This window comes from Bacillus sp. CZDM1 (genome assembly GCF_055502545.1).
Map to the genome: position 1 here is coordinate 46,097 of NZ_JBUESO010000010.1, position 16,990 is coordinate 63,086.

Below are 16,990 nucleotides of genomic sequence, written 5' to 3' on the forward strand. Positions count from 1 at the left end.
TAGCAGCTTTTTTTAGTGCAAAGAATCTTTTCAAACAATAGTCTTGAACTTGAAAAACATGGATATGTCTAAAACCCTTTATAGGAGATGGGCAAGTTCACCGAATTACAAAAAACCTTTTTTATTTTAATGTGTAATTGTTGTTCACAAAGACTATATGGTGAGAATTATGCAAAGCAAAATTCCCTACATCTGAGTATGCGGATATTGTTAGATACTCAAGATCGTTAGGTCAGATGGGGAACTTGCAGCATCCAGAGCACTTATCATTACAACTAGTTAGTTAGAACTTTGCTGATAAAACCCACGTAACTATATAATAATAAGTTGTATTAATATTAATAACCTAGAGAAAAATAAATATAACCGAAAAGTTAAGAAAGTGAGGGGGGAAAAATGAATTGGAAAGCTTCTGCATGGTTTGTAGTAGGTTCACTAATACAAGCAGGTATCATATCAATTGGAGATTGGACCGGATACTCAACTTTTCCTGCAGATTTAAAAATGTGGCAGTTAGCAATACACATAGGTGTTGGACAAATTAATGGTTACATCCTTTTGGCTCTATTTCGTAAATACAGAAACTCAGTTGAGCGATTTGGAGCAACAGCCTTTGGTATTCTATATGCTTTAGCGGCATGGGGGACTGTTCTCAGTCTAGCAACAGCAATTAATTTTGTTAAATCAACAGGGTGGCAATCTGGAACAGGGATGTTAACTACCATTTTTGCCTTCATAGCCTATGGTTTGGTTGCTAGTATAGTTGCTGGGGATGTAGTTAAACAAGAACATAGAGAAGATATTAGAGAAAAGAGCAATTAAACGATATGAAACAAATTTGCGTATCTTTACAAACGAACAGGGAATAACTAATGTTTAAAATTCTCAAATTATAAAAGACCAAAAGAAAGACCTTCAAATAGTTAATTGAGGGTCTTTCCAATGAATGAATTTTTTATGTTCCATTATTTTCAAAAGGTAATAACCATCTTTATTTTTGTTAATTATAAAAAAGCGGATTTTTCATATATTACATCCTTTATGTTATTTTTTGGTTTACGGAAATATTTTATACAAGTTAAAAGTCTTTATTTACATATTCTGAAAAACATTTATAATGAATGTTAGTGGTAACTTACATTTAGATTTGTTATTAGAGATTTATTTATATAATTCTATGACTATGTTAGGTAATTCTAACTAACAAATACTTAACTGGAGCGATTGATATGAAAAAAGTAAATACAGATGTATGTATTGTAGGAACAGGTCCTTCAGGAGCTATGTTAGGCTTATTATTAGCAAAACAAGGACACGAGGTAATATTATTTGAGAAATTCTCTAACTTTGATCGTGATTATCGAGGTGAAATTCTGCAGCCTTCTACTTTACAGCTACTCGACCATAATAAACATGCTTGAATATATTCTCGAACACCCTCACAAGAAAATTGAACAAGGTGGGATTCTACTAATGAAAAAGTTTTTCTTTCCAGTGAACCTAGAGAAGAAGGTAGGTTAAAGCAATAAATTTATTATAAATTTAATGTTAGTTAGTACTAACATATAATGGGGGATTGAAAATGAAACTTCTACAAAGGATTTCAAGCATTTTGTCAGTAAAGCCGATTAAAATCATTTTTATTTCAGTTTTGTTAATTATTCTGTTAGCTCTAGGAGCACAACAAGTAAGAATGGCTACAGGAAATGATACGTTAGTAAGCAATGATACAAAAGTTTACAAAGATAACGTGATGTTAGAGGAAGAATTTGGTGGCGAATCTATTGTTGTCTTATATGAAGCGGAAAACTTAGACGAGTTGTTGACTGTTTCAAATTTGATTCATATGGAAGAATTAGAAAATCGCCTTGAATCCAAAGATGAGATTTTCACTATTATTAGTCCAGCAACAATTGTAGGTCAAATATCTGAAAAACAGTCAGAAAAATATCTAGAAGGATTAACAGAAGTTATAGATGGTTTAGATGAAATGGGCTCAAAATTAATAGAAATTGGAGATACGTTAACAAGCAGCCAAAGTAATGATTCATTTCCAAACATGGATGCAAAGTTAGCCGAACTCAATCAAGGGCTTGCAAAAATGATTCAAGGCCAGGAGAAAATAAAAGAGGGGACTACTAATCTTGTTAATGGATATTCTAAGATTGGCCAACAAATAAGTGGAATTTCACTTAATATCGAACAATTAGCTAATCAATTAAATGTTTCAGATCCACAACAAAAACAACAGAGTGAAAAACTAAAACAAATTGGAAGCAACCTTAACCAGATTTCAACGCAAATGATAAAAACCTCTGAAAAATCATCCTCTCTTCCAAAGGTACCTGAGCAAACTATTAAAGGTCTTAAAGGAATGGAAGGTGGATTATATCAACAAAAAGGTAAGATTACGGGATTAAAAGAAAAGCAGACAGAACAATTATCAGATATGCAAGAACTTGAATATGGATTAAAGGAAATGGGACAAAACTTAACGTCTATAAGTGAAAATTTAAATACTATGCTTACTTATTCAGATACTATGAAACCAGGTATACCTCAAAGTCAGGAAACATTGAATTACATGATCTATGAGGATGGGAAACTTCGAGATATGTTTAGTGAACTCGTAATTGATAATAAATACATGCTCATGATTGTGAAATCTGAGGGTAACGTGAATGACGAGGCAAAGAGTGAGATTGTTTCAATCATTCAATCTTACCTAAACGAACAATCTATAGAGAATACTCAAACAATGGTATCTGGAAAACCTGTTCTTGATGATTCTATACGAACTTCAATGAAAGAAAGTATGAAAAAGATGATGTTGCTTTCTATCATTTTTATGATTATTGTGTTGTCCTTGGTATTTAAAGTTAAATGGCGAATCCTCCCTCTCGCTATTATTTTAGTAGCCGTAATTGGTACGGTAGGACTAATGGGGTGGATAGGAATTCCAATTACGATGGTTTCTATGGCTGTATTCCCAATTCTAATTGGCCTTGGAATTGATTATGCTATTCAGTTCCAAAGCCGTTATGCTGAGGAAATGAAGGAAGGGGAAACTAACAATGAATAATAATAAGCAGGATCATGCTAAGAGAAGCCTTAATCAAACAGTTACAAAAATGTTGCCCGCTGTTTTAACAGCACTAGTTGCAACAGCGCTTGGATTCATTGCATTATATACCTCCCCTGTACCTATGATTCAGGATTTCGGTAAAATGTTAACAGTTGGAATGATCGTAAGTTTCTTTGTAGGTGTTTTTATTTTAATTCCAATCTTATTTACAAGAGATCATTTTTTTCTTAAAAATAAACTAGTACCAGCGAACAAACCTAGTAAAAAGACATTAAAATTCGAAAGAGCACTAGACGTTATGTCTAAAAAATTAGTCTCATTTAGATGGGTGATTATTTTCCTTGCACTAATAACTGCGGGGCTTGGAATCTGGGTTGATTTAGAAGCTGGTGTAGAAACAGATGTAGAAACGTTTATGCCACAGGATACCCAAGAACTAAAGGATATTCATAAACTAAGAGATATTTTAGGGACAACTGATCAGATTTCCATTGTATATGAAGGGGAAAACGTGCTAGATCATAGTACATTGAAGTGGGTTGACAGAATAACAGAATCGTTAACAAATGAATTCGAAGATGTAGTTGTCGATACAAAGTCAATAACGAGTGTACTTAAACAAATGAATGAAAATGAGCTGCCACATGGAACTGAGTTACAAGAACAATTAAACAATCTCCCAGAAAATCAAAAGAAAATGCTTATAAATGAAGGGGGAACAAAGGGTGTCATAACTGTAGGCATAAAACATCTTGAGGCAGAGAGATTAAAGGAGTTTATCGACTCGCTAGAAGAATATTTAACAGAAGAAAACCTTTCAACTGTAGATACAACAATTACTGGTAAAGCTGTACTGGATGTAGAGATGATATCTTCTTTAACCACTGGTAGATATAAAATGACACTGTTAGGTATAGCACTTGTTTTTTTTGGTTTATTAGCTATTTATCGTCATCCAGTGAAAGCATTTATTCCACTACTACCGATTATCTTTATCGTCGGCTGGTCTGGAGCTGCCATGTTTTTATTAGGAATAAAATATACGCCATTAACTGCTACACTAGGTGCTTTGATAATAGGGATCGGTACAGAGTTTACAATTCTAATGATGGAACGCTTTTATGAAGAACGAAAAAACGGCCATGCACCAATAGAGGCCATTAGAATCACTAATAAAAAGATAGGAAAAGCCATTTTTGCCTCAGCTATTACGACAGTTGGTGGATTTAGCGCGTTATTAATATCTGACTTTGTTATCTTAAGTAATTTTGGCTTAATGACTCTTATAAATATATTGCTAGCTTTATTTAGTAGTATCGTCGTTATGCCTGCAATCTTACTTATTTTAGATAGGTTTGTTAAAATAAAGCCTATAAATTAGAAAATGCAGTGGAGTGATGACGATGAGAGATAAAACAGAACAAATTATTAAAGCAGCAATAGAAGTGTTTACAAAGAAGGGGTTTCAAACTGCCACCACTTTAGAGATTGCGAAAGAAGCGGAAGTAGCTGAAATTACACTTTATCGTAAATTCTCAACTAAACAGAATTTATTTATTACGGTAGTTAAAACGGTCATTGAAAAACAATTTAGGTCTCAGTTAAAAAAGTTGGCTTTAGAAGAGAATACTGAAGATTTTTTACGTAAGATTATTTATGACAGGTTAGAAGTTCTTTCGAAAAATTCAGATTTAGTTAAAATGCTTTTATCCGAAAGCTTAATGGGCAATTTAGCTGCAGAAATAAATTTGCCAACTATTATTTTTAATAGCTTAAAAAATGCATTAGATTTACATTTTGAAAAACAGAATAAAAAATTAGATACTGACTTGTTTGTTAGACAGTTGGGAGGTATATTTATCAGTTACATTATCCTACCGAATGAAAATCCTTTCTACAAGTTAGATGAGACGAGCAAAGAAGAACTGGTTATGAAATATGTAAAGTTATTATTAAATGAATAGGGGGAAAGCCCCCCCGGTATTAATTTCGGAAAGGGGGATTATTATTTTGGGCTAAATGGTGACTTAAACATAAGCAAGGCGAAATACTTTGATAATTTGTAATTTTGTTTTACGGATATTGACTTAGACCTCTTTTGAAAGCAGCTAAATGATTTTGAGAAGCGTCACCAAGTTGTTTCATTACAACTTTAACATCTTGAGGAAGACCAGATATTGATGATAATTTATTATACATAGCTATGTTGTCAACTTCTCCTTCAACACCAGCCTGAAAAGCCTCTTTTAAAGAATCTGGTTCCTTTGTATACAGTTTTGCATTATCTTCGGGAACCTTAATTTTGTACTTTTCAAATAGAGCAAGAAGTGCTGAAATATGTCTTTGTTCCGCTGCCTTAATATGTGTAAAAGGTCTAATTGAACCGAATTTTGCAATAATAGTATCGTATCTAGCTTGTGCAAGATATTCATCTTGAATTGCGTAAGTTAAAGATTCCTCTAAAGTAATAGTGGAATCCTGAACTGCTCCCTTAGCTCCATAATTTTGTGGTAGTTGCATTTCTGCATTAGCTTCGACATTATAAAAAATAATAAATAAAAAACTGATTGTTATACAATTAAACAATCTTTTAACTTTTCTTCCCATCTCTTTTCTCCTTCTCATCTAAATTTATCTTTAATATTTTTCTCCATATCCTTTTGTTCAATTCAAAAATACATTTATACTTACAGCACTTCATAACTTGATTTTTCATAAAGAATCATTTTTTGCTTTCTTTAAGTAAGTAACCTTAAATCTAAGTACATTCCCTTAACCAGTGCATAGGATAATTTCATAAACTGTGAAGGGATTGAGAAAAATGTCCTATATTCCTTATATGTATCAATTTCAATATCCATATTATGTTAATGTGCCGATGTACTATGGAAGGCAGCCTGGTTACTGGACTTTTCAGAATGAGATTGAGCATTCAAACCGATTTGATTCTTTTCGCTCTTCAAACGGTAATGGAAGTATTTTGTTAACAGATTATGGACCCAAACCATTCATCGTTAATATCAATGAAGCCACGAAACAAAACAATACTTATCGTACTGCTTTATGGACAGGAACACATTTACAGGTTACCTTAATGAGTCTCAATGTTGGCGAAGATATCGGTTTGGAAATGCATCCTGACGTTGATCAATTCTTACGTATTGAGGAAGGTCAGGGGATTGTTCAAATGGGCAAGCGTAAAGATAATTTAAACTTTAAAGGAAATGTCTATGATGATTCTGCCATAGTGATACCTGCTGGAACATGGCATAATCTTGCCAATACAGGTAATATTCCTCTAAAACTTTACTCGATATATGCTCCTCCTAACCATCCATTTGGCACTGTTCATGTTTCCAAAGCAGCTGCATTAGCTGCGGAAGAAAGCTACGGGCATGGCAATGGTAATACAGTTATTTTTGGCAGGACTCCAGATGAATGGATACAGCATACGGAATTTTTAGTAAATGAAGGGTTAGAGGATGTTAAAAGAGGAATAAATGCTACACACATTCTTCAAGAATTTATTCTAATGGGAGTTCTTGTAGGGAAAGGGTATTCCCCTGAAAAAGCATATGAAACTGTAGAAGAATGGGAACGTACGGGAGAATCAAAACTTCTTCAGCAAAGCAAAAAGATGGAGAAATGAGTAAATGCATTGTTAAGAGAAAAATTATTTAGAAAATGGTTAGAGTTTGTCAGATTGATGAACTGCATTTAAGCTCTACTTTTAAATTAGGGAATTTAATTGAAGTGAAAGACTTTTTCCTAAAGGGGCCCAAATTAAAAAAATTACAAATACAAGAATGTAGTTAAATTCAAATCAAGAATAAAAAAGTAGGAGTGTATTATTCAAGTGAAATGGAATGAGGTGAAAATATGGAATTTAAAAGACCTGGGGATGTTCTAGAAGACTGTGTCCTTCCATTTTGTGCTCAAACAACGGATTTAGCACCCTTATTTGTGGCTGAAGCTTACGATAATGTAGAAAAGAAAATAAAAGAAGTTCGTCTGGAAAGTTATCGTGGAAGATGGGTGATCTTATTTTTCTATGCAAGTGATTTCACTTTTGTTTGACCGACAGAGTTGGCAGCGGTCGCTGCTATTTATGATCAACTGAAGTTTCTAAATACAGAAGTCCTTGCTATAAGTACAGACAGTGTATATTCCCATAAAATTTTTACTGAGGTTTCTCCTTCTGCGTCAAAAGTGACGTTTCCACTTTTAAGTGACCGAACACATAAAATTAGTAAAGCATACAGAGTATTAAACGAGAAAACGGGAGCAACATTCAGGGCAACCATTATTATAGATCCAGAAGGAACCATTGTTACAAAATTTCTAAACCCTTTAGAAGTTGGTCGAAATGTTTACGAAATTTTAAGGGTAATTCAAGGCATACAATATAGTAGAAGCACTGGAGAAGGTGTCCCGGCTAATTGGGTCCCAGGGCAACCTGGAATTATTAGGGATCCGAAGTATATTGGTAGAATTTAGGGACTACTCAATAATTTTCAGTATGCTTTAATTTGATACCAGATTAAACAAAGATTTGAATAATCGTTGTTTAAATAGGAATAAGTAGTTGAGTTATTATTAAACATTTTTCGTTCTACGACAATCGGTTGCGATTCTTACAAAGGATCGCTCTTTTTATTCAACAATGGGGGCGTTTGTTCATTATCCCCAATTTTTCAAAAAGCCACTAGGGTTCCTGGGAAATCAGGATATCGTCTCTTTTGAGGTATAAAGATGATATAAGGGTATAAATTAAAAAGGAGTCCTAAATTAAGGAGGAGGAAGGAATGAGTATCGGAAAAGAAATAGAAAAACAGAGAGACAACATACCAACACTCGATTCGAGGTATATTCAGCAGCATTTAGCAAATGAAAGAACGTTTTTAGCTTGGATTAGAACTGCTATTGCAATCATTGGAGTGGGTTTCTTAGTTACGAATTTACATTTTAATATGAAAGAAAGTCTTTCACCTGTTGGAGATTTACTTGCAAATATGATAGGAATTGCTTCAGTTGGTATCGGGATTATTACAATCATTATGGCAACCGTTGTTTATCTAATAAAAATCAATACGATAAATCACCAAACATATACAGCATCAAAAAAATATATTATTACTCTTAGTGTATTTATAATTGTTATTGCCTTATTATTTGGTTCATATTTCTTACTGATATAATCAAAATTTCCATATTCTATTGGGGACTGTACTATAGAATGGTAGGTTATTAAATGGGTCTTTACAGTAATTGTGAAGGAATTGTGAACTTGTTAAAAAGAGTCTTTACAATATTTTTTTGCGGGTTATAATACCCATATAGGTATAAACCTAGTAGGGTATACCTTACGGTTGAATTTAAAAATCAATATAGTTTATATACAAAGATACTCAATTTGGAGGAGATTTTATTATGACTAAGAAAATTATCATTGTTGGTGGAGTTGCGGGTGGAGCGACAGCTGCAGCAAGACTAAGAAGAATAAGTGAAGATGTAGAGATTGTTCTTGTAGAACGTGGAGAACATATTTCATTTGCAAACTGTGGTTTACCTTATTATATAGGTGAAACGATTAAGGACAAAAGCAAATTATTAGTACAAACAGTTAAAGGAATGTCAGAAAGATTTAATCTAGATATCCGAAACTTAAGTGAAGTAATGAGCATAAATCCAGAAATGAAAAGTGTTATGATAAAGAATCTACAATCTGGGGAAGTTTATGAAGAATCTTATGACAAGTTATTGTTATCACCTGGAGCAAGACCAATTGTTCCACCTATTCCAGGATTAAATGAAAATACAACTTTATTTACATTAAGAAATATTCCTGATACGGATAAAATCAAAAACCATGTAGATAACAATAATCCAAAAAGGGCTGTTGTTATAGGTGGTGGATTTATTGGAATTGAGATGGCTGAGAACCTTGTGGATAGAGGAATAGAAGTAACACTTATTGAAATGGCCAATCAAATTATGGCACCAATTGATTTTGAAATGGCGAGTATTTTACACGCTCATTTAAAAGAGAAAGGTGTTCAACTGATATTAGAAAATGGAGTCCAATCATTTGCTGAACATGGTAAGAAAGTAATCCTATCAGATGGAACGGAAATCCAAACAGATATGACTATTCTTTCAATCGGTGTTAGACCAGAAAATGAATTAGCAAAAACAGCAGGACTGGAATTAGGAGAGCGTGGAGGTATTGTTGTTAATGACTTCCTTCAAACTTCTAACGAAGATATCTATGCTGTTGGAGACGCAGTAGAAGTCATTGATTATATTAGTGGTACTAAGGCGATGATTCCATTAGCCGGTCCTGCAAACCGACAAGGGCGTATTGCTGCGAATAACATGATGGGCAAAAAAGAGAAGTACCAGGGGACATTAGGTACCTCGATAGCTAAAGTGTTTGACTTAACAGTTGCTGCAACAGGAGCCAATGAGAAAACATTAAAGCGGTTAGGTGTTAACTATGAGGTGGTTCATATTCACCCAAGTTCTCATGCGGGTTATTATCCTGGAGCGGCACCGATTGCATTAAAAGTAATCTTTGATAAAGAAACTGGAAAAATCTTTGGTGCTCAGGCAGTAGGTGCAGACGGTGTTGACAAGCGAATTGACGTAATTTCGACAGCTATTAAGGGTGGATTAACAGTAGAAGATTTAACGAATTTAGAATTATCTTATGCACCACCGTTTTCTTCAGCAAAAGATCCTGTCAATATGGCAGGTTATGTGGCAACAAATATTATGGATGGTGAATTAGAGCATATTCAATGGCATGAGGTTGATCAAATGGTATCAGAAGGTGGGCTTTTAATCGATGTTCGCGAACCAATGGAACGTGAATTTGGTTTTATTGAAGGTTCCATTAATATCTCCCTGAACGATTTAAGAACTAAATTAGATGAAATCCCAAAAGATAAGACGGTTTATGTAAGCTGTCAGGTAGGATTAAGAGGATATTTAGCAAGCCGGATTCTAAAAAATAATGGTTATCATGTAAAAAATGTGGATGGTGGCTGGAAAACGTATTCGTCTGTATATGGAAGCAATATAAATAAGAATGTTGAAACAAAAACAAACGACCTTGGTGAGACAGAGATAGTAAAAGAAAAATCTAATGAAATAAATGTAGCTTCTGTAGTAGATGTTAGTGGTTTAACATGTCCAATGCCGATAATAAAATTAAAAAAAAGCATTGATTCATTGGAAAGTGGACAAGTAATAGAGCTTCATGTAACAGACCGTGGTGCTTTAAATGATCTTCCAGCATGGTCAAGTAATGCAGGACATACCCTTTTAAAGACAGAACAAGAAGAAAAACTCATTAAATTCTGGATTAAAAAGAAATAATGCAAAAGCATGACTCAATCATTGGAGTCATGCTTTTTTCTATCTGAAATTAAAAAAGAAAAAATATGGCAGGCGGGATATTGACGACAAAAGGTGATAATAAACGAGAAAGGAGGGAAATAGATGGAAGTTACTGTTAATAGGGTGTTGGATGCTAAAGGTTTAGCATGTCCGATGCCTATTGTTAAAACTAAAAAAGAAATGACTAGCCTTGAACCAGGGCAAGTAATAGAAATACAAGCGACAGACAAAGGATCAACTGCTGATTTAAGAGCTTGGGCACAAAGCACAGGCAACCAATATTTAGGTACAGTAGAGGATAGCAATATTTTAAAACATTATCTTCGTAAAGCTAGTGCAGAAGAAGAAAAAACAGAAACAAAACACCCTGATGTGGTTAGTTTAGATGACCTTCTAAAAAAATTAGATGGAAATGAGAAAATTACTGTTCTTGATGTTAGAGAACCAGCTGAATATGCTTTTGGTCATATTCCTGGTTCCATAAATATACCTCTTGGGGAATTGGAGCATCGGTTTGAGGAAATACAAAACACTGAAAATCTACATGTAATATGTAGAACAGGAAACCGAAGTGACTTTGCAGCTCAAAAACTAACAGAAAAAGGCATTAATAACGTAAAAAATGTGGTTCCTGGAATGAAGGATTGGACAGGACCTGTTGAAACGAAACACTAAATTCAAGGAGGTTAATATCATGAGAGTCGCAATTATTGCCGCGAATGGCGGCATGTTTGATGCGTATAAAGTCTTCAATATTGCAACAGCAGCGGCAGCCACGGATGCAGAAGTGGGAATATTTTTTACTTTTGAGGGATTAAACCTAATTCATAAAGAAGCACATAAAAATTTACCTATGCCTGTAGGTACAGAACATTATCAAGAAGGGTTTAAAAAGGCTAATGTGCCTCCTGTGGAAGAATTAGTTGGTATGGCAAGTGAAATGGGTGTCAAAATGATTGCATGTCAAATGACTATGGATGTTATGAGCTTAGAAAAAGAACATTTTATCGAAGGCATAGATGTTGGAGGAGCTGTTACATTTTTAACATTTGCTAAAGAAGCAGACGTAACCTTAACATTTTAACAATTAAAAGACTTTTACAAAAAAGGAGGGAAAGGCTTGGAGACAGCAACAGCAATTAAAACCATAACTGTTAAGGAATTGGCTAGGAAGGTTCTAAATCATGAAGATCTCTTCATCCTTGATGCTCGAAATACGGACGATTTTGACGACTGGAAAATCGAAGGAAAAAATATTCAAATCATTAATACACCATACTTTGATTTATTAGAAGGAGTAGACTCGATTTTAGACAGGTTGCCAAAGAACAAAGAAATCTATGTAATATGTGCAAAAGGTGGTTCCTCAGAGTTCGTTGCTCAACAAATTGCTGAAGAAGGGTTTACAGATGTCTACTCCGTTGAAGGTGGTATGAAGGCTTGGAGTGAACATTTAGAGCCTGTAAAGATTGGTGAATTAAAAAATGGGGGAGCTATTTACCAATTTGTCCGTATTGGGAAAGGCTGTCTATCCTACCTCATAGAATCCAATGGCGAAGGTGCCATGATTGATACCAATCGTATGCTCGAACCTTACGAAACATTTATTAAAGAGAACAATATTAAATTAACGCATGTACTGGATACTCATTTACATGCGGACCACATCTCTGGAGGAAGAAAATTGGCGGATAAATTGGGTGCATCTTATTTCCTTCCCCCAAAAGATGCTGCTGAAGTAACCTTTAGTTATCAACAAATACATGACGGTGACGAATATAAAGTAGGCAATACATCCATTAAAGCAGTCTATTCTCCTGGACATACAATCGGAAGTACCTCATTTGTAATTGATGAACAATATTTGTTAACAGGAGATATCCTATTTATTGATTCCATTGGTCGCCCAGACTTGGCAGGAAAGGCAGAAGATTGGGTAGGGGATTTAAGAAATACATTATATAACCGTTACAAAGAATTGGCAGATGATTTATTGGTACTGCCGGCTCATTATATGGGGATTAATGAAATGAATGAAGATGGAAGTATTTCCGATAAACTTGGTGAGCTGTATCAAAAAAATCATGGATTAAATATTCAGGATGAAAATGAATTTAGAAGAACGGTTACTGAAAACTTACCACCACAACCAAATTCCTATCAAGAAATTCGAGAAACAAACATGGGGAAAATAACCCCGGATGAGGAACAGCAACGGGAAATGGAAATTGGCCCAAATCGTTGCGCTGTCAGATAGAAGGATTAAATATGGCTTATCAATTGTGAGGGGTAGCTGTCACAGTTACCTTTCCTTTTTTAATTGGCGAGTTAGTCTGGAAATGGCTTTCTTAATATTAAGAAACTTTATCACTTTCAACATACATTTCTAAAGCGGGATGGTATTCCTTCTGAAAATGTAGTGCAGGGCATGATTTTATGATAATTCCTTTATAAATATTGGATTTATTCGTTTCTAAAGTCTTCTGGCAATGTGGACATTTTTCAAAAAAAAGAAGTTTCCAAAGGCTCATAACAGATTCTCCCTTATCCTTTAATTCCTATGTATTTAATAGGGATTATAATGGTAAATACAGAAAAATACAATAGGGGATTTGATAATAAAGCTAATTCATTATATTGAAGGGAAGAATAAAATGTTCGATTATACTGTTATAACTGATAAAACTATTGATGATGCCATACATAATCTAGAAGAAAGATTAAAACAAGAAAAGTTCGGAGTTCTATGGATGTTTGATATCAAAGAAAAGCTGCAAGAAAAAGGGTTGGAGTTTTCAAAGGAATTCAAAGTGCTTGAAGTATGTAATCCCGTAGAGGCCCAAAGAGTATTGAATCAGAATGAAATGGCAGGATATTTCTTGCCATGTAAAATTGTGGTATTTGAACATGAAGGTAAAACGAAAATAGGAATGCCAAAACCAACTGCGCTAATTAGCTTACTGAATGATGAGAAAATGAAATTATTTGCTAAAGATATTGAGGATAGGCTGATTAATGTATTAAACAATAGTATATGAAGGTTAAATACATTGGTAAGTATAATGGTTGTTATATCAAGAAAACTTTGTATTACTTATTGGCCGCTGGTAACAGCGGTCTTTTATTCGAAAAACTTTTAAATAAACTGTTGACATTATACCTGTAGGGGTATATTATTAAGCGTGTCATTGAAATTTGTTTCTTTGTAGGAGGCTTAAATGATATATATAATATTAGCTTCAATAGTAATACTAGCTATACTATATAAAAGATATTTTCCGGTTTTGGGTGTAAAATATTATCAAATAGGAGATCTTGATTCGTCTAAAGTGAAAATTCTCGATATAAGAGATTATAATGAATCTTACAAGAATCCAATAGAAGGTTCATTGAATATTCCTTTAGGTTATCTTAAAAGGAATATTAATGAGATTCCACTTATAGATTTGCATTTAGTTGTATCAAGTTTACTTGAAAAAAATGTTGGAGCTCGTGTTTTAAGACAGAAGGGATATCGAGTTGTTGGATATTCATTTGTAACTAATAAATTAGAGGAAAGCCATTTAGAAGTAAAAGTTAACTGTTAAGGAGGTAAGAGTTATGGACTATAATGATCAAATAAAAAATAGGGTGAAACGTATCGAGGGGCAGCTAAGAGGAATCTTACGATTAATGGAAGAAGATAAGGATTGTAAAGATGTTATTACTCAGTTATCCGCAGCTAGGACAGCGATAGATCGAACAATAGGGGTAATTGTAAGTTCGAATTTAGTGGAATGTGTTCGAAAAGCAGATGAAACGAATGAGAGAAGTGCTGAAGATTTAGTGAAAGAAGCTGTAAACCTCTTGGTAAGAAGTCGATAAAAAAGGGTTGACACCCTCTTTTATTTTTATTAACATTATACCCATAGGGGTAAAGGTAAAATAATTTTTTTGTTAAAACAAATACCCATCTAGGTAATTAATATATAGGAGGTCATAAAAATGACAGAGAAGAAAAAAACAACAATCGTCTTATTGAGCGGTGATTATGATAAAGCAATGGCAGCTTATATTATTGCTAATGGTGCAGCAGCCTATGATCATGAGGTGACAATCTTTCACACTTTCTGGGGACTAAATGCGCTACGAAAAGATGAAAGTATTGCTGTTGAAAAGGGATTTTTGGAGAAAATGTTTGCAAAAATGATGCCTAGAGGCGCTGATAACATGGGACTTTCAAGAATGAATTTTGCAGGTTTTGGACCAAAGCTGATTAAGAAGGTAATGAAGAAACACAATGCACTTCCCCTTCCTCAACTAATCGAGATGGCTCAAGAGCAGGATGTAAAATTAATAGCATGTACTATGACGATGGATTTACTAGGTCTTCAAAAAGAAGAGCTTTTAGATAATATCGAATATGCAGGAGTTGCAGCATATTTAGCAGAAGCTGAAGATGGTAATGTCAATCTGTTCATTTAATTTATAGGGGGAATTATCTTTCCCCTCACTATAGGAGGTACTAGACATGGATTATATAAATTATGTATTCATTGCACTTTTCATATTATTTATTTTATATCGTTTTATGCCAACTAAAGGAGTACGAAATATTTCAACTGCAGAATTAAAAAATGAACTAAAGGATAAAAGTAAATTATTTATAGATGTAAGAACACCTGGAGAATTTAAAGGAAAACACATTAGAGAATTTAAGAATATTCCACTCAATCTACTTGCACAAAAAGCGGAGAAAGAACTTGCGAAAGATAAAGAAGTCATTGTTATTTGTCAAAGTGGTATGAGAAGCGGGCAAGCAAGTAAGATATTAAAAAAATTAGGTTATACGAAAGTAACAAACGTAAAAGGCGGCATGAATGCTTGGTCATAAAAGAAAAAATAGGAGGATTATAAAATGAAAGCAATAACTGCAAAGGAAGTTGAACAATTACTAAATGAAGGAAAAGAATTAAATATTATTGATGTTCGTGAAGTAGATGAGGTAGCAGGTGGAAAGATACCTGGTGCTGTAAATATTCGCTTAGGATTATTGGAGTTCCGTATGCATGAATTAGATAAATCAAAAGAATATATCATGGTTTGCCGGTCTGGAGCTAGAAGTGGTCAGGCATCACAATTTCTTGAGTATCAAGGATTTAATGTGATTAATATGACAGGCGGAATGATGTCCTGGGAAGGGAAAGTAGAATAAATTTTTTTAACCACAATAATACCTATACAGGTATAAAAATAGGAGGATATTAAATGGATAACATGAAAGCAAACGTAGTTTTAGACGCAAAGGGATTAGCATGTCCAATGCCAATTGTTAAAACAAAGAAGACAATGAGTGTATTAGAGGCTGGTCAAATATTGGAAGTCCAAGCAACAGATAAGGGATCCAAAGCTGATATTAAGGCCTGGTCTGAAAGTACAGGTCATCATTATTTAGGCACGTTGGAGGATGGAGAAGTATTAAAGCATTATATAAGAAAGTCATCTGGTGAAGAATCAATCGAAAGAAAACATCCCAATATCATTAATAATGACGAACTCGAAAAGAAACTTGAAGCAAGTGAAAATATTACTGTACTTGATGTTAGGGAAACTGCAGAATACGCGTTTAATCATATACCTAATTCTATCTCTATTCCTTTGGGTGAACTAGAGCAACGTCTAGGCGAATTAGATAAAGAAAAAGAAATTTTTGTTGTTTGCCGAACAGGAAACCGTAGTGACCTTGCGGCACAAAAGTTAGTAGAAAAGGGATTTACTAAAGTTATTAACGTAGTACCAGGGATGAGTCAATGGACTGGAAAACAACTTGCTTGAATAATTAGGAGGTTTCACTAATGAATACAATCACTGTTTACACAACGACACGTTGCCCATATTGTGTTATGTTAAAGAACTTTTTATCAAGTCAGAACATCACTTTTAATGAAGTGAATGTTGAAAAAAAACCAGAAATTATGCAACAACTTGTGAAGCAAACTGGACAAATGGGTGTACCCCAAACAAATGCAAATGGAAATTGGGTTATCGGATTTGATCCAGATAGTATTTTGATGGCACTAAGAAACTAGGGGGATGTAATCATGAATAATAATAGGGTAGCAATTATAGCAAGTAACGGTGGATTATTTGATGCATACAAAGTGTTTAATATTGCAACTGCAGCAGCAGCAACTGACCAAGAAGTAGCGATTTTCTTTACATTTGAAGGTTTAAATTTAATTCATAAAAATGCAAACAAACAACTTCCAATGCCGGAAGGGAAAGAACATTTGGCAGAAGGCTTTGCGAACGCGAATGTTCCAACCATTCCAGAATTAGCTGAAATGGCGCAAGAAATGGGTGTTAAATTCATAGGCTGCCAAATGACAATGGATGTTATGGGATTAGAAAAAGAAGCATTTGTTGATGGAATTGAGGTAGGCGGAGCTGTTACATTCTTAGATTTCGCTAAAAATGCTGATATCACATTGACATTTTAAATGAGTATATTTTTTTAAAACAAAA

The 16,990-nt window shown here is 34.0% G+C and carries 22 protein-coding genes; 21 read left to right on the top strand and 1 reads right to left on the bottom strand.

Features of this window, described 5'->3' with window-relative positions:
• Window positions 1–396 precede the first annotated feature (396 nt).
• The 5 genes from ACY3XC_RS21090 (at window position 397) to ACY3XC_RS21110 (ending at window position 5,049) form a co-directional block, all read left to right on the top strand.
• Window positions 397–822 carry a hypothetical protein gene (locus tag ACY3XC_RS21090; RefSeq protein WP_464870284.1) on the top strand — a complete coding sequence of 142 codons (426 nt, stop codon included), beginning with the start codon at window positions 397–399 and terminating at the stop codon, window positions 820–822.
• 407 nt (window positions 823–1,229) lie between these two features.
• Window positions 1,230–1,421 carry an FAD-dependent monooxygenase gene (locus ACY3XC_RS21095; RefSeq protein ID WP_464870285.1) on the top strand — a complete coding sequence of 64 codons (192 nt, stop codon included), beginning with the start codon at window positions 1,230–1,232 and terminating at the stop codon, window positions 1,419–1,421.
• A 161-nt stretch (window positions 1,422–1,582) separates the two neighbouring features.
• The gene (locus tag ACY3XC_RS21100; RefSeq protein WP_464870286.1) at window positions 1,583–3,082 is read left to right on the top strand and encodes an MMPL family transporter; all 1,500 of its coding nucleotides are present in this window, start codon (window positions 1,583–1,585) and stop codon (window positions 3,080–3,082) included.
• Window positions 3,075–4,466, top strand: coding sequence for an efflux RND transporter permease subunit (locus ACY3XC_RS21105; protein ID WP_464870287.1), 1,392 nt, complete (start codon window positions 3,075–3,077; stop codon window positions 4,464–4,466). The genes ACY3XC_RS21100 and ACY3XC_RS21105 overlap by 8 nt, the downstream gene beginning before the upstream one ends.
• A 22-nt stretch (window positions 4,467–4,488) precedes the next feature.
• Window positions 4,489–5,049, top strand: coding sequence for a TetR/AcrR family transcriptional regulator (locus ACY3XC_RS21110; protein WP_464870288.1), 561 nt, complete (start codon window positions 4,489–4,491; stop codon window positions 5,047–5,049).
• Between the two features lie 109 nt (window positions 5,050–5,158).
• On the opposite strand, the gene ACY3XC_RS21115 is transcribed toward ACY3XC_RS21110, so the two are convergent.
• Window positions 5,159–5,692: a DUF2202 domain-containing protein gene (locus ACY3XC_RS21115; RefSeq protein ID WP_464870289.1), complete on the bottom strand. Its 534-nt coding sequence runs from the start codon at window positions 5,690–5,692 to the stop codon at window positions 5,159–5,161.
• Between the two features lie 214 nt (window positions 5,693–5,906).
• On the opposite strand from ACY3XC_RS21115, the gene ACY3XC_RS21120 reads away from it, so the two are divergent.
• From ACY3XC_RS21120 to ACY3XC_RS21195, 16 genes are all read left to right on the top strand, one after another.
• Entirely contained in the window at window positions 5,907–6,734 is an 828-nt protein-coding gene (locus tag ACY3XC_RS21120) for a cupin domain-containing protein (RefSeq protein ID WP_464870290.1), read from the top strand.
• Window positions 6,735–6,964: 230 nt separating this feature from the next.
• The gene (locus ACY3XC_RS21125; RefSeq protein WP_464870291.1) at window positions 6,965–7,582 is read left to right on the top strand and encodes a peroxiredoxin; all 618 of its coding nucleotides are present in this window, start codon (window positions 6,965–6,967) and stop codon (window positions 7,580–7,582) included.
• A 308-nt stretch (window positions 7,583–7,890) separates the two neighbouring features.
• Window positions 7,891–8,283: a YidH family protein gene (locus ACY3XC_RS21130; protein ID WP_464870292.1), complete on the top strand. Its 393-nt coding sequence runs from the start codon at window positions 7,891–7,893 to the stop codon at window positions 8,281–8,283.
• Between the two features lie 232 nt (window positions 8,284–8,515).
• Entirely contained in the window at window positions 8,516–10,465 is a 1,950-nt protein-coding gene (locus ACY3XC_RS21135) for a CoA-disulfide reductase (protein ID WP_464870293.1), read from the top strand.
• Between the two features lie 123 nt (window positions 10,466–10,588).
• The gene (locus ACY3XC_RS21140; protein WP_464870294.1) at window positions 10,589–11,161 is read left to right on the top strand and encodes a sulfurtransferase TusA family protein; all 573 of its coding nucleotides are present in this window, start codon (window positions 10,589–10,591) and stop codon (window positions 11,159–11,161) included.
• Between the two features lie 19 nt (window positions 11,162–11,180).
• A complete protein-coding gene (locus tag ACY3XC_RS21145; protein ID WP_464870295.1) occupies window positions 11,181–11,570 on the top strand; it encodes a DsrE/DsrF/DrsH-like family protein in 390 nt (129 codons plus the stop codon).
• A 36-nt stretch (window positions 11,571–11,606) separates the two neighbouring features.
• Window positions 11,607–12,743: an MBL fold metallo-hydrolase gene (locus ACY3XC_RS21150; RefSeq protein WP_464870297.1), complete on the top strand. Its 1,137-nt coding sequence runs from the start codon at window positions 11,607–11,609 to the stop codon at window positions 12,741–12,743.
• 397 nt (window positions 12,744–13,140) lie between these two features.
• Window positions 13,141–13,524 (top strand): DUF302 domain-containing protein, encoded by a 384-nt coding sequence (locus ACY3XC_RS21155; protein WP_464870298.1) that lies wholly within the window; start codon window positions 13,141–13,143, stop codon window positions 13,522–13,524.
• Between the two features lie 180 nt (window positions 13,525–13,704).
• Entirely contained in the window at window positions 13,705–14,073 is a 369-nt protein-coding gene (locus ACY3XC_RS21160; protein ID WP_464870299.1) for a rhodanese-like domain-containing protein, read from the top strand.
• A gap of 13 nt (window positions 14,074–14,086) precedes the next feature.
• Window positions 14,087–14,350 carry a metal-sensitive transcriptional regulator gene (locus ACY3XC_RS21165; RefSeq protein ID WP_464870300.1) on the top strand — a complete coding sequence of 88 codons (264 nt, stop codon included), beginning with the start codon at window positions 14,087–14,089 and terminating at the stop codon, window positions 14,348–14,350.
• Between the two features lie 120 nt (window positions 14,351–14,470).
• Window positions 14,471–14,950, top strand: a complete 480-nt coding sequence (locus ACY3XC_RS21170; RefSeq protein WP_464870301.1) for a DsrE/DsrF/DrsH-like family protein — start codon at window positions 14,471–14,473, stop codon at window positions 14,948–14,950.
• 46 nt (window positions 14,951–14,996) lie between these two features.
• Complete coding sequence (locus ACY3XC_RS21175) at window positions 14,997–15,359, top strand: rhodanese-like domain-containing protein (protein ID WP_464870302.1); 363 nt, start codon at window positions 14,997–14,999, stop codon at window positions 15,357–15,359.
• A gap of 24 nt (window positions 15,360–15,383) precedes the next feature.
• Complete coding sequence (locus ACY3XC_RS21180) at window positions 15,384–15,680, top strand: rhodanese-like domain-containing protein (protein WP_464870303.1); 297 nt, start codon at window positions 15,384–15,386, stop codon at window positions 15,678–15,680.
• Window positions 15,681–15,733: 53 nt separating this feature from the next.
• A complete protein-coding gene (locus ACY3XC_RS21185; protein ID WP_464870304.1) occupies window positions 15,734–16,300 on the top strand; it encodes a rhodanese-like domain-containing protein in 567 nt (188 codons plus the stop codon).
• A gap of 20 nt (window positions 16,301–16,320) precedes the next feature.
• Window positions 16,321–16,554: a glutaredoxin family protein gene (locus ACY3XC_RS21190; protein ID WP_464870305.1), complete on the top strand. Its 234-nt coding sequence runs from the start codon at window positions 16,321–16,323 to the stop codon at window positions 16,552–16,554.
• A gap of 12 nt (window positions 16,555–16,566) precedes the next feature.
• Complete coding sequence (locus ACY3XC_RS21195; RefSeq protein WP_464870306.1) at window positions 16,567–16,965, top strand: DsrE/DsrF/DrsH-like family protein; 399 nt, start codon at window positions 16,567–16,569, stop codon at window positions 16,963–16,965.
• Window positions 16,966–16,990: the final 25 nt, after the last annotated feature.

Bases quoted from the DNA above. Each gene is read 5' to 3' on its own strand.
- ACY3XC_RS21095 (WP_464870285.1), top strand. From the start codon at position 1,230: ATGAAAAAAGTAAATACAGATGTATGTATTGTAGGAACAGGTCCTTCA.
- ACY3XC_RS21100 (WP_464870286.1), top strand. From the start codon at position 1,583: ATGAAACTTCTACAAAGGATTTCAAGCATTTTGTCAGTAAAGCCGATT.
- ACY3XC_RS21155 (WP_464870298.1), top strand. From the start codon at position 13,141: ATGTTCGATTATACTGTTATAACTGATAAAACTATTGATGATGCCATA.
- ACY3XC_RS21170 (WP_464870301.1), top strand. From the start codon at position 14,471: ATGACAGAGAAGAAAAAAACAACAATCGTCTTATTGAGCGGTGATTAT.
- ACY3XC_RS21185 (WP_464870304.1), top strand. From the start codon at position 15,734: ATGGATAACATGAAAGCAAACGTAGTTTTAGACGCAAAGGGATTAGCA.
- ACY3XC_RS21135 (WP_464870293.1), top strand. From the start codon at position 8,516: ATGACTAAGAAAATTATCATTGTTGGTGGAGTTGCGGGTGGAGCGACA.
- ACY3XC_RS21110 (WP_464870288.1), top strand. From the start codon at position 4,489: ATGAGAGATAAAACAGAACAAATTATTAAAGCAGCAATAGAAGTGTTT.
- ACY3XC_RS21115 (WP_464870289.1), bottom strand. From the start codon at position 5,692: ATGGGAAGAAAAGTTAAAAGATTGTTTAATTGTATAACAATCAGTTTT.
- ACY3XC_RS21120 (WP_464870290.1), top strand. From the start codon at position 5,907: ATGTCCTATATTCCTTATATGTATCAATTTCAATATCCATATTATGTT.
- ACY3XC_RS21105 (WP_464870287.1), top strand. From the start codon at position 3,075: ATGAATAATAATAAGCAGGATCATGCTAAGAGAAGCCTTAATCAAACA.
- ACY3XC_RS21140 (WP_464870294.1), top strand. From the start codon at position 10,589: ATGGAAGTTACTGTTAATAGGGTGTTGGATGCTAAAGGTTTAGCATGT.
- ACY3XC_RS21165 (WP_464870300.1), top strand. From the start codon at position 14,087: ATGGACTATAATGATCAAATAAAAAATAGGGTGAAACGTATCGAGGGG.
- ACY3XC_RS21130 (WP_464870292.1), top strand. From the start codon at position 7,891: ATGAGTATCGGAAAAGAAATAGAAAAACAGAGAGACAACATACCAACA.
- ACY3XC_RS21160 (WP_464870299.1), top strand. From the start codon at position 13,705: ATGATATATATAATATTAGCTTCAATAGTAATACTAGCTATACTATAT.
- ACY3XC_RS21195 (WP_464870306.1), top strand. From the start codon at position 16,567: ATGAATAATAATAGGGTAGCAATTATAGCAAGTAACGGTGGATTATTT.
- ACY3XC_RS21190 (WP_464870305.1), top strand. From the start codon at position 16,321: ATGAATACAATCACTGTTTACACAACGACACGTTGCCCATATTGTGTT.
- ACY3XC_RS21145 (WP_464870295.1), top strand. From the start codon at position 11,181: ATGAGAGTCGCAATTATTGCCGCGAATGGCGGCATGTTTGATGCGTAT.
- ACY3XC_RS21175 (WP_464870302.1), top strand. From the start codon at position 14,997: ATGGATTATATAAATTATGTATTCATTGCACTTTTCATATTATTTATT.
- ACY3XC_RS21180 (WP_464870303.1), top strand. From the start codon at position 15,384: ATGAAAGCAATAACTGCAAAGGAAGTTGAACAATTACTAAATGAAGGA.
- ACY3XC_RS21090 (WP_464870284.1), top strand. From the start codon at position 397: ATGAATTGGAAAGCTTCTGCATGGTTTGTAGTAGGTTCACTAATACAA.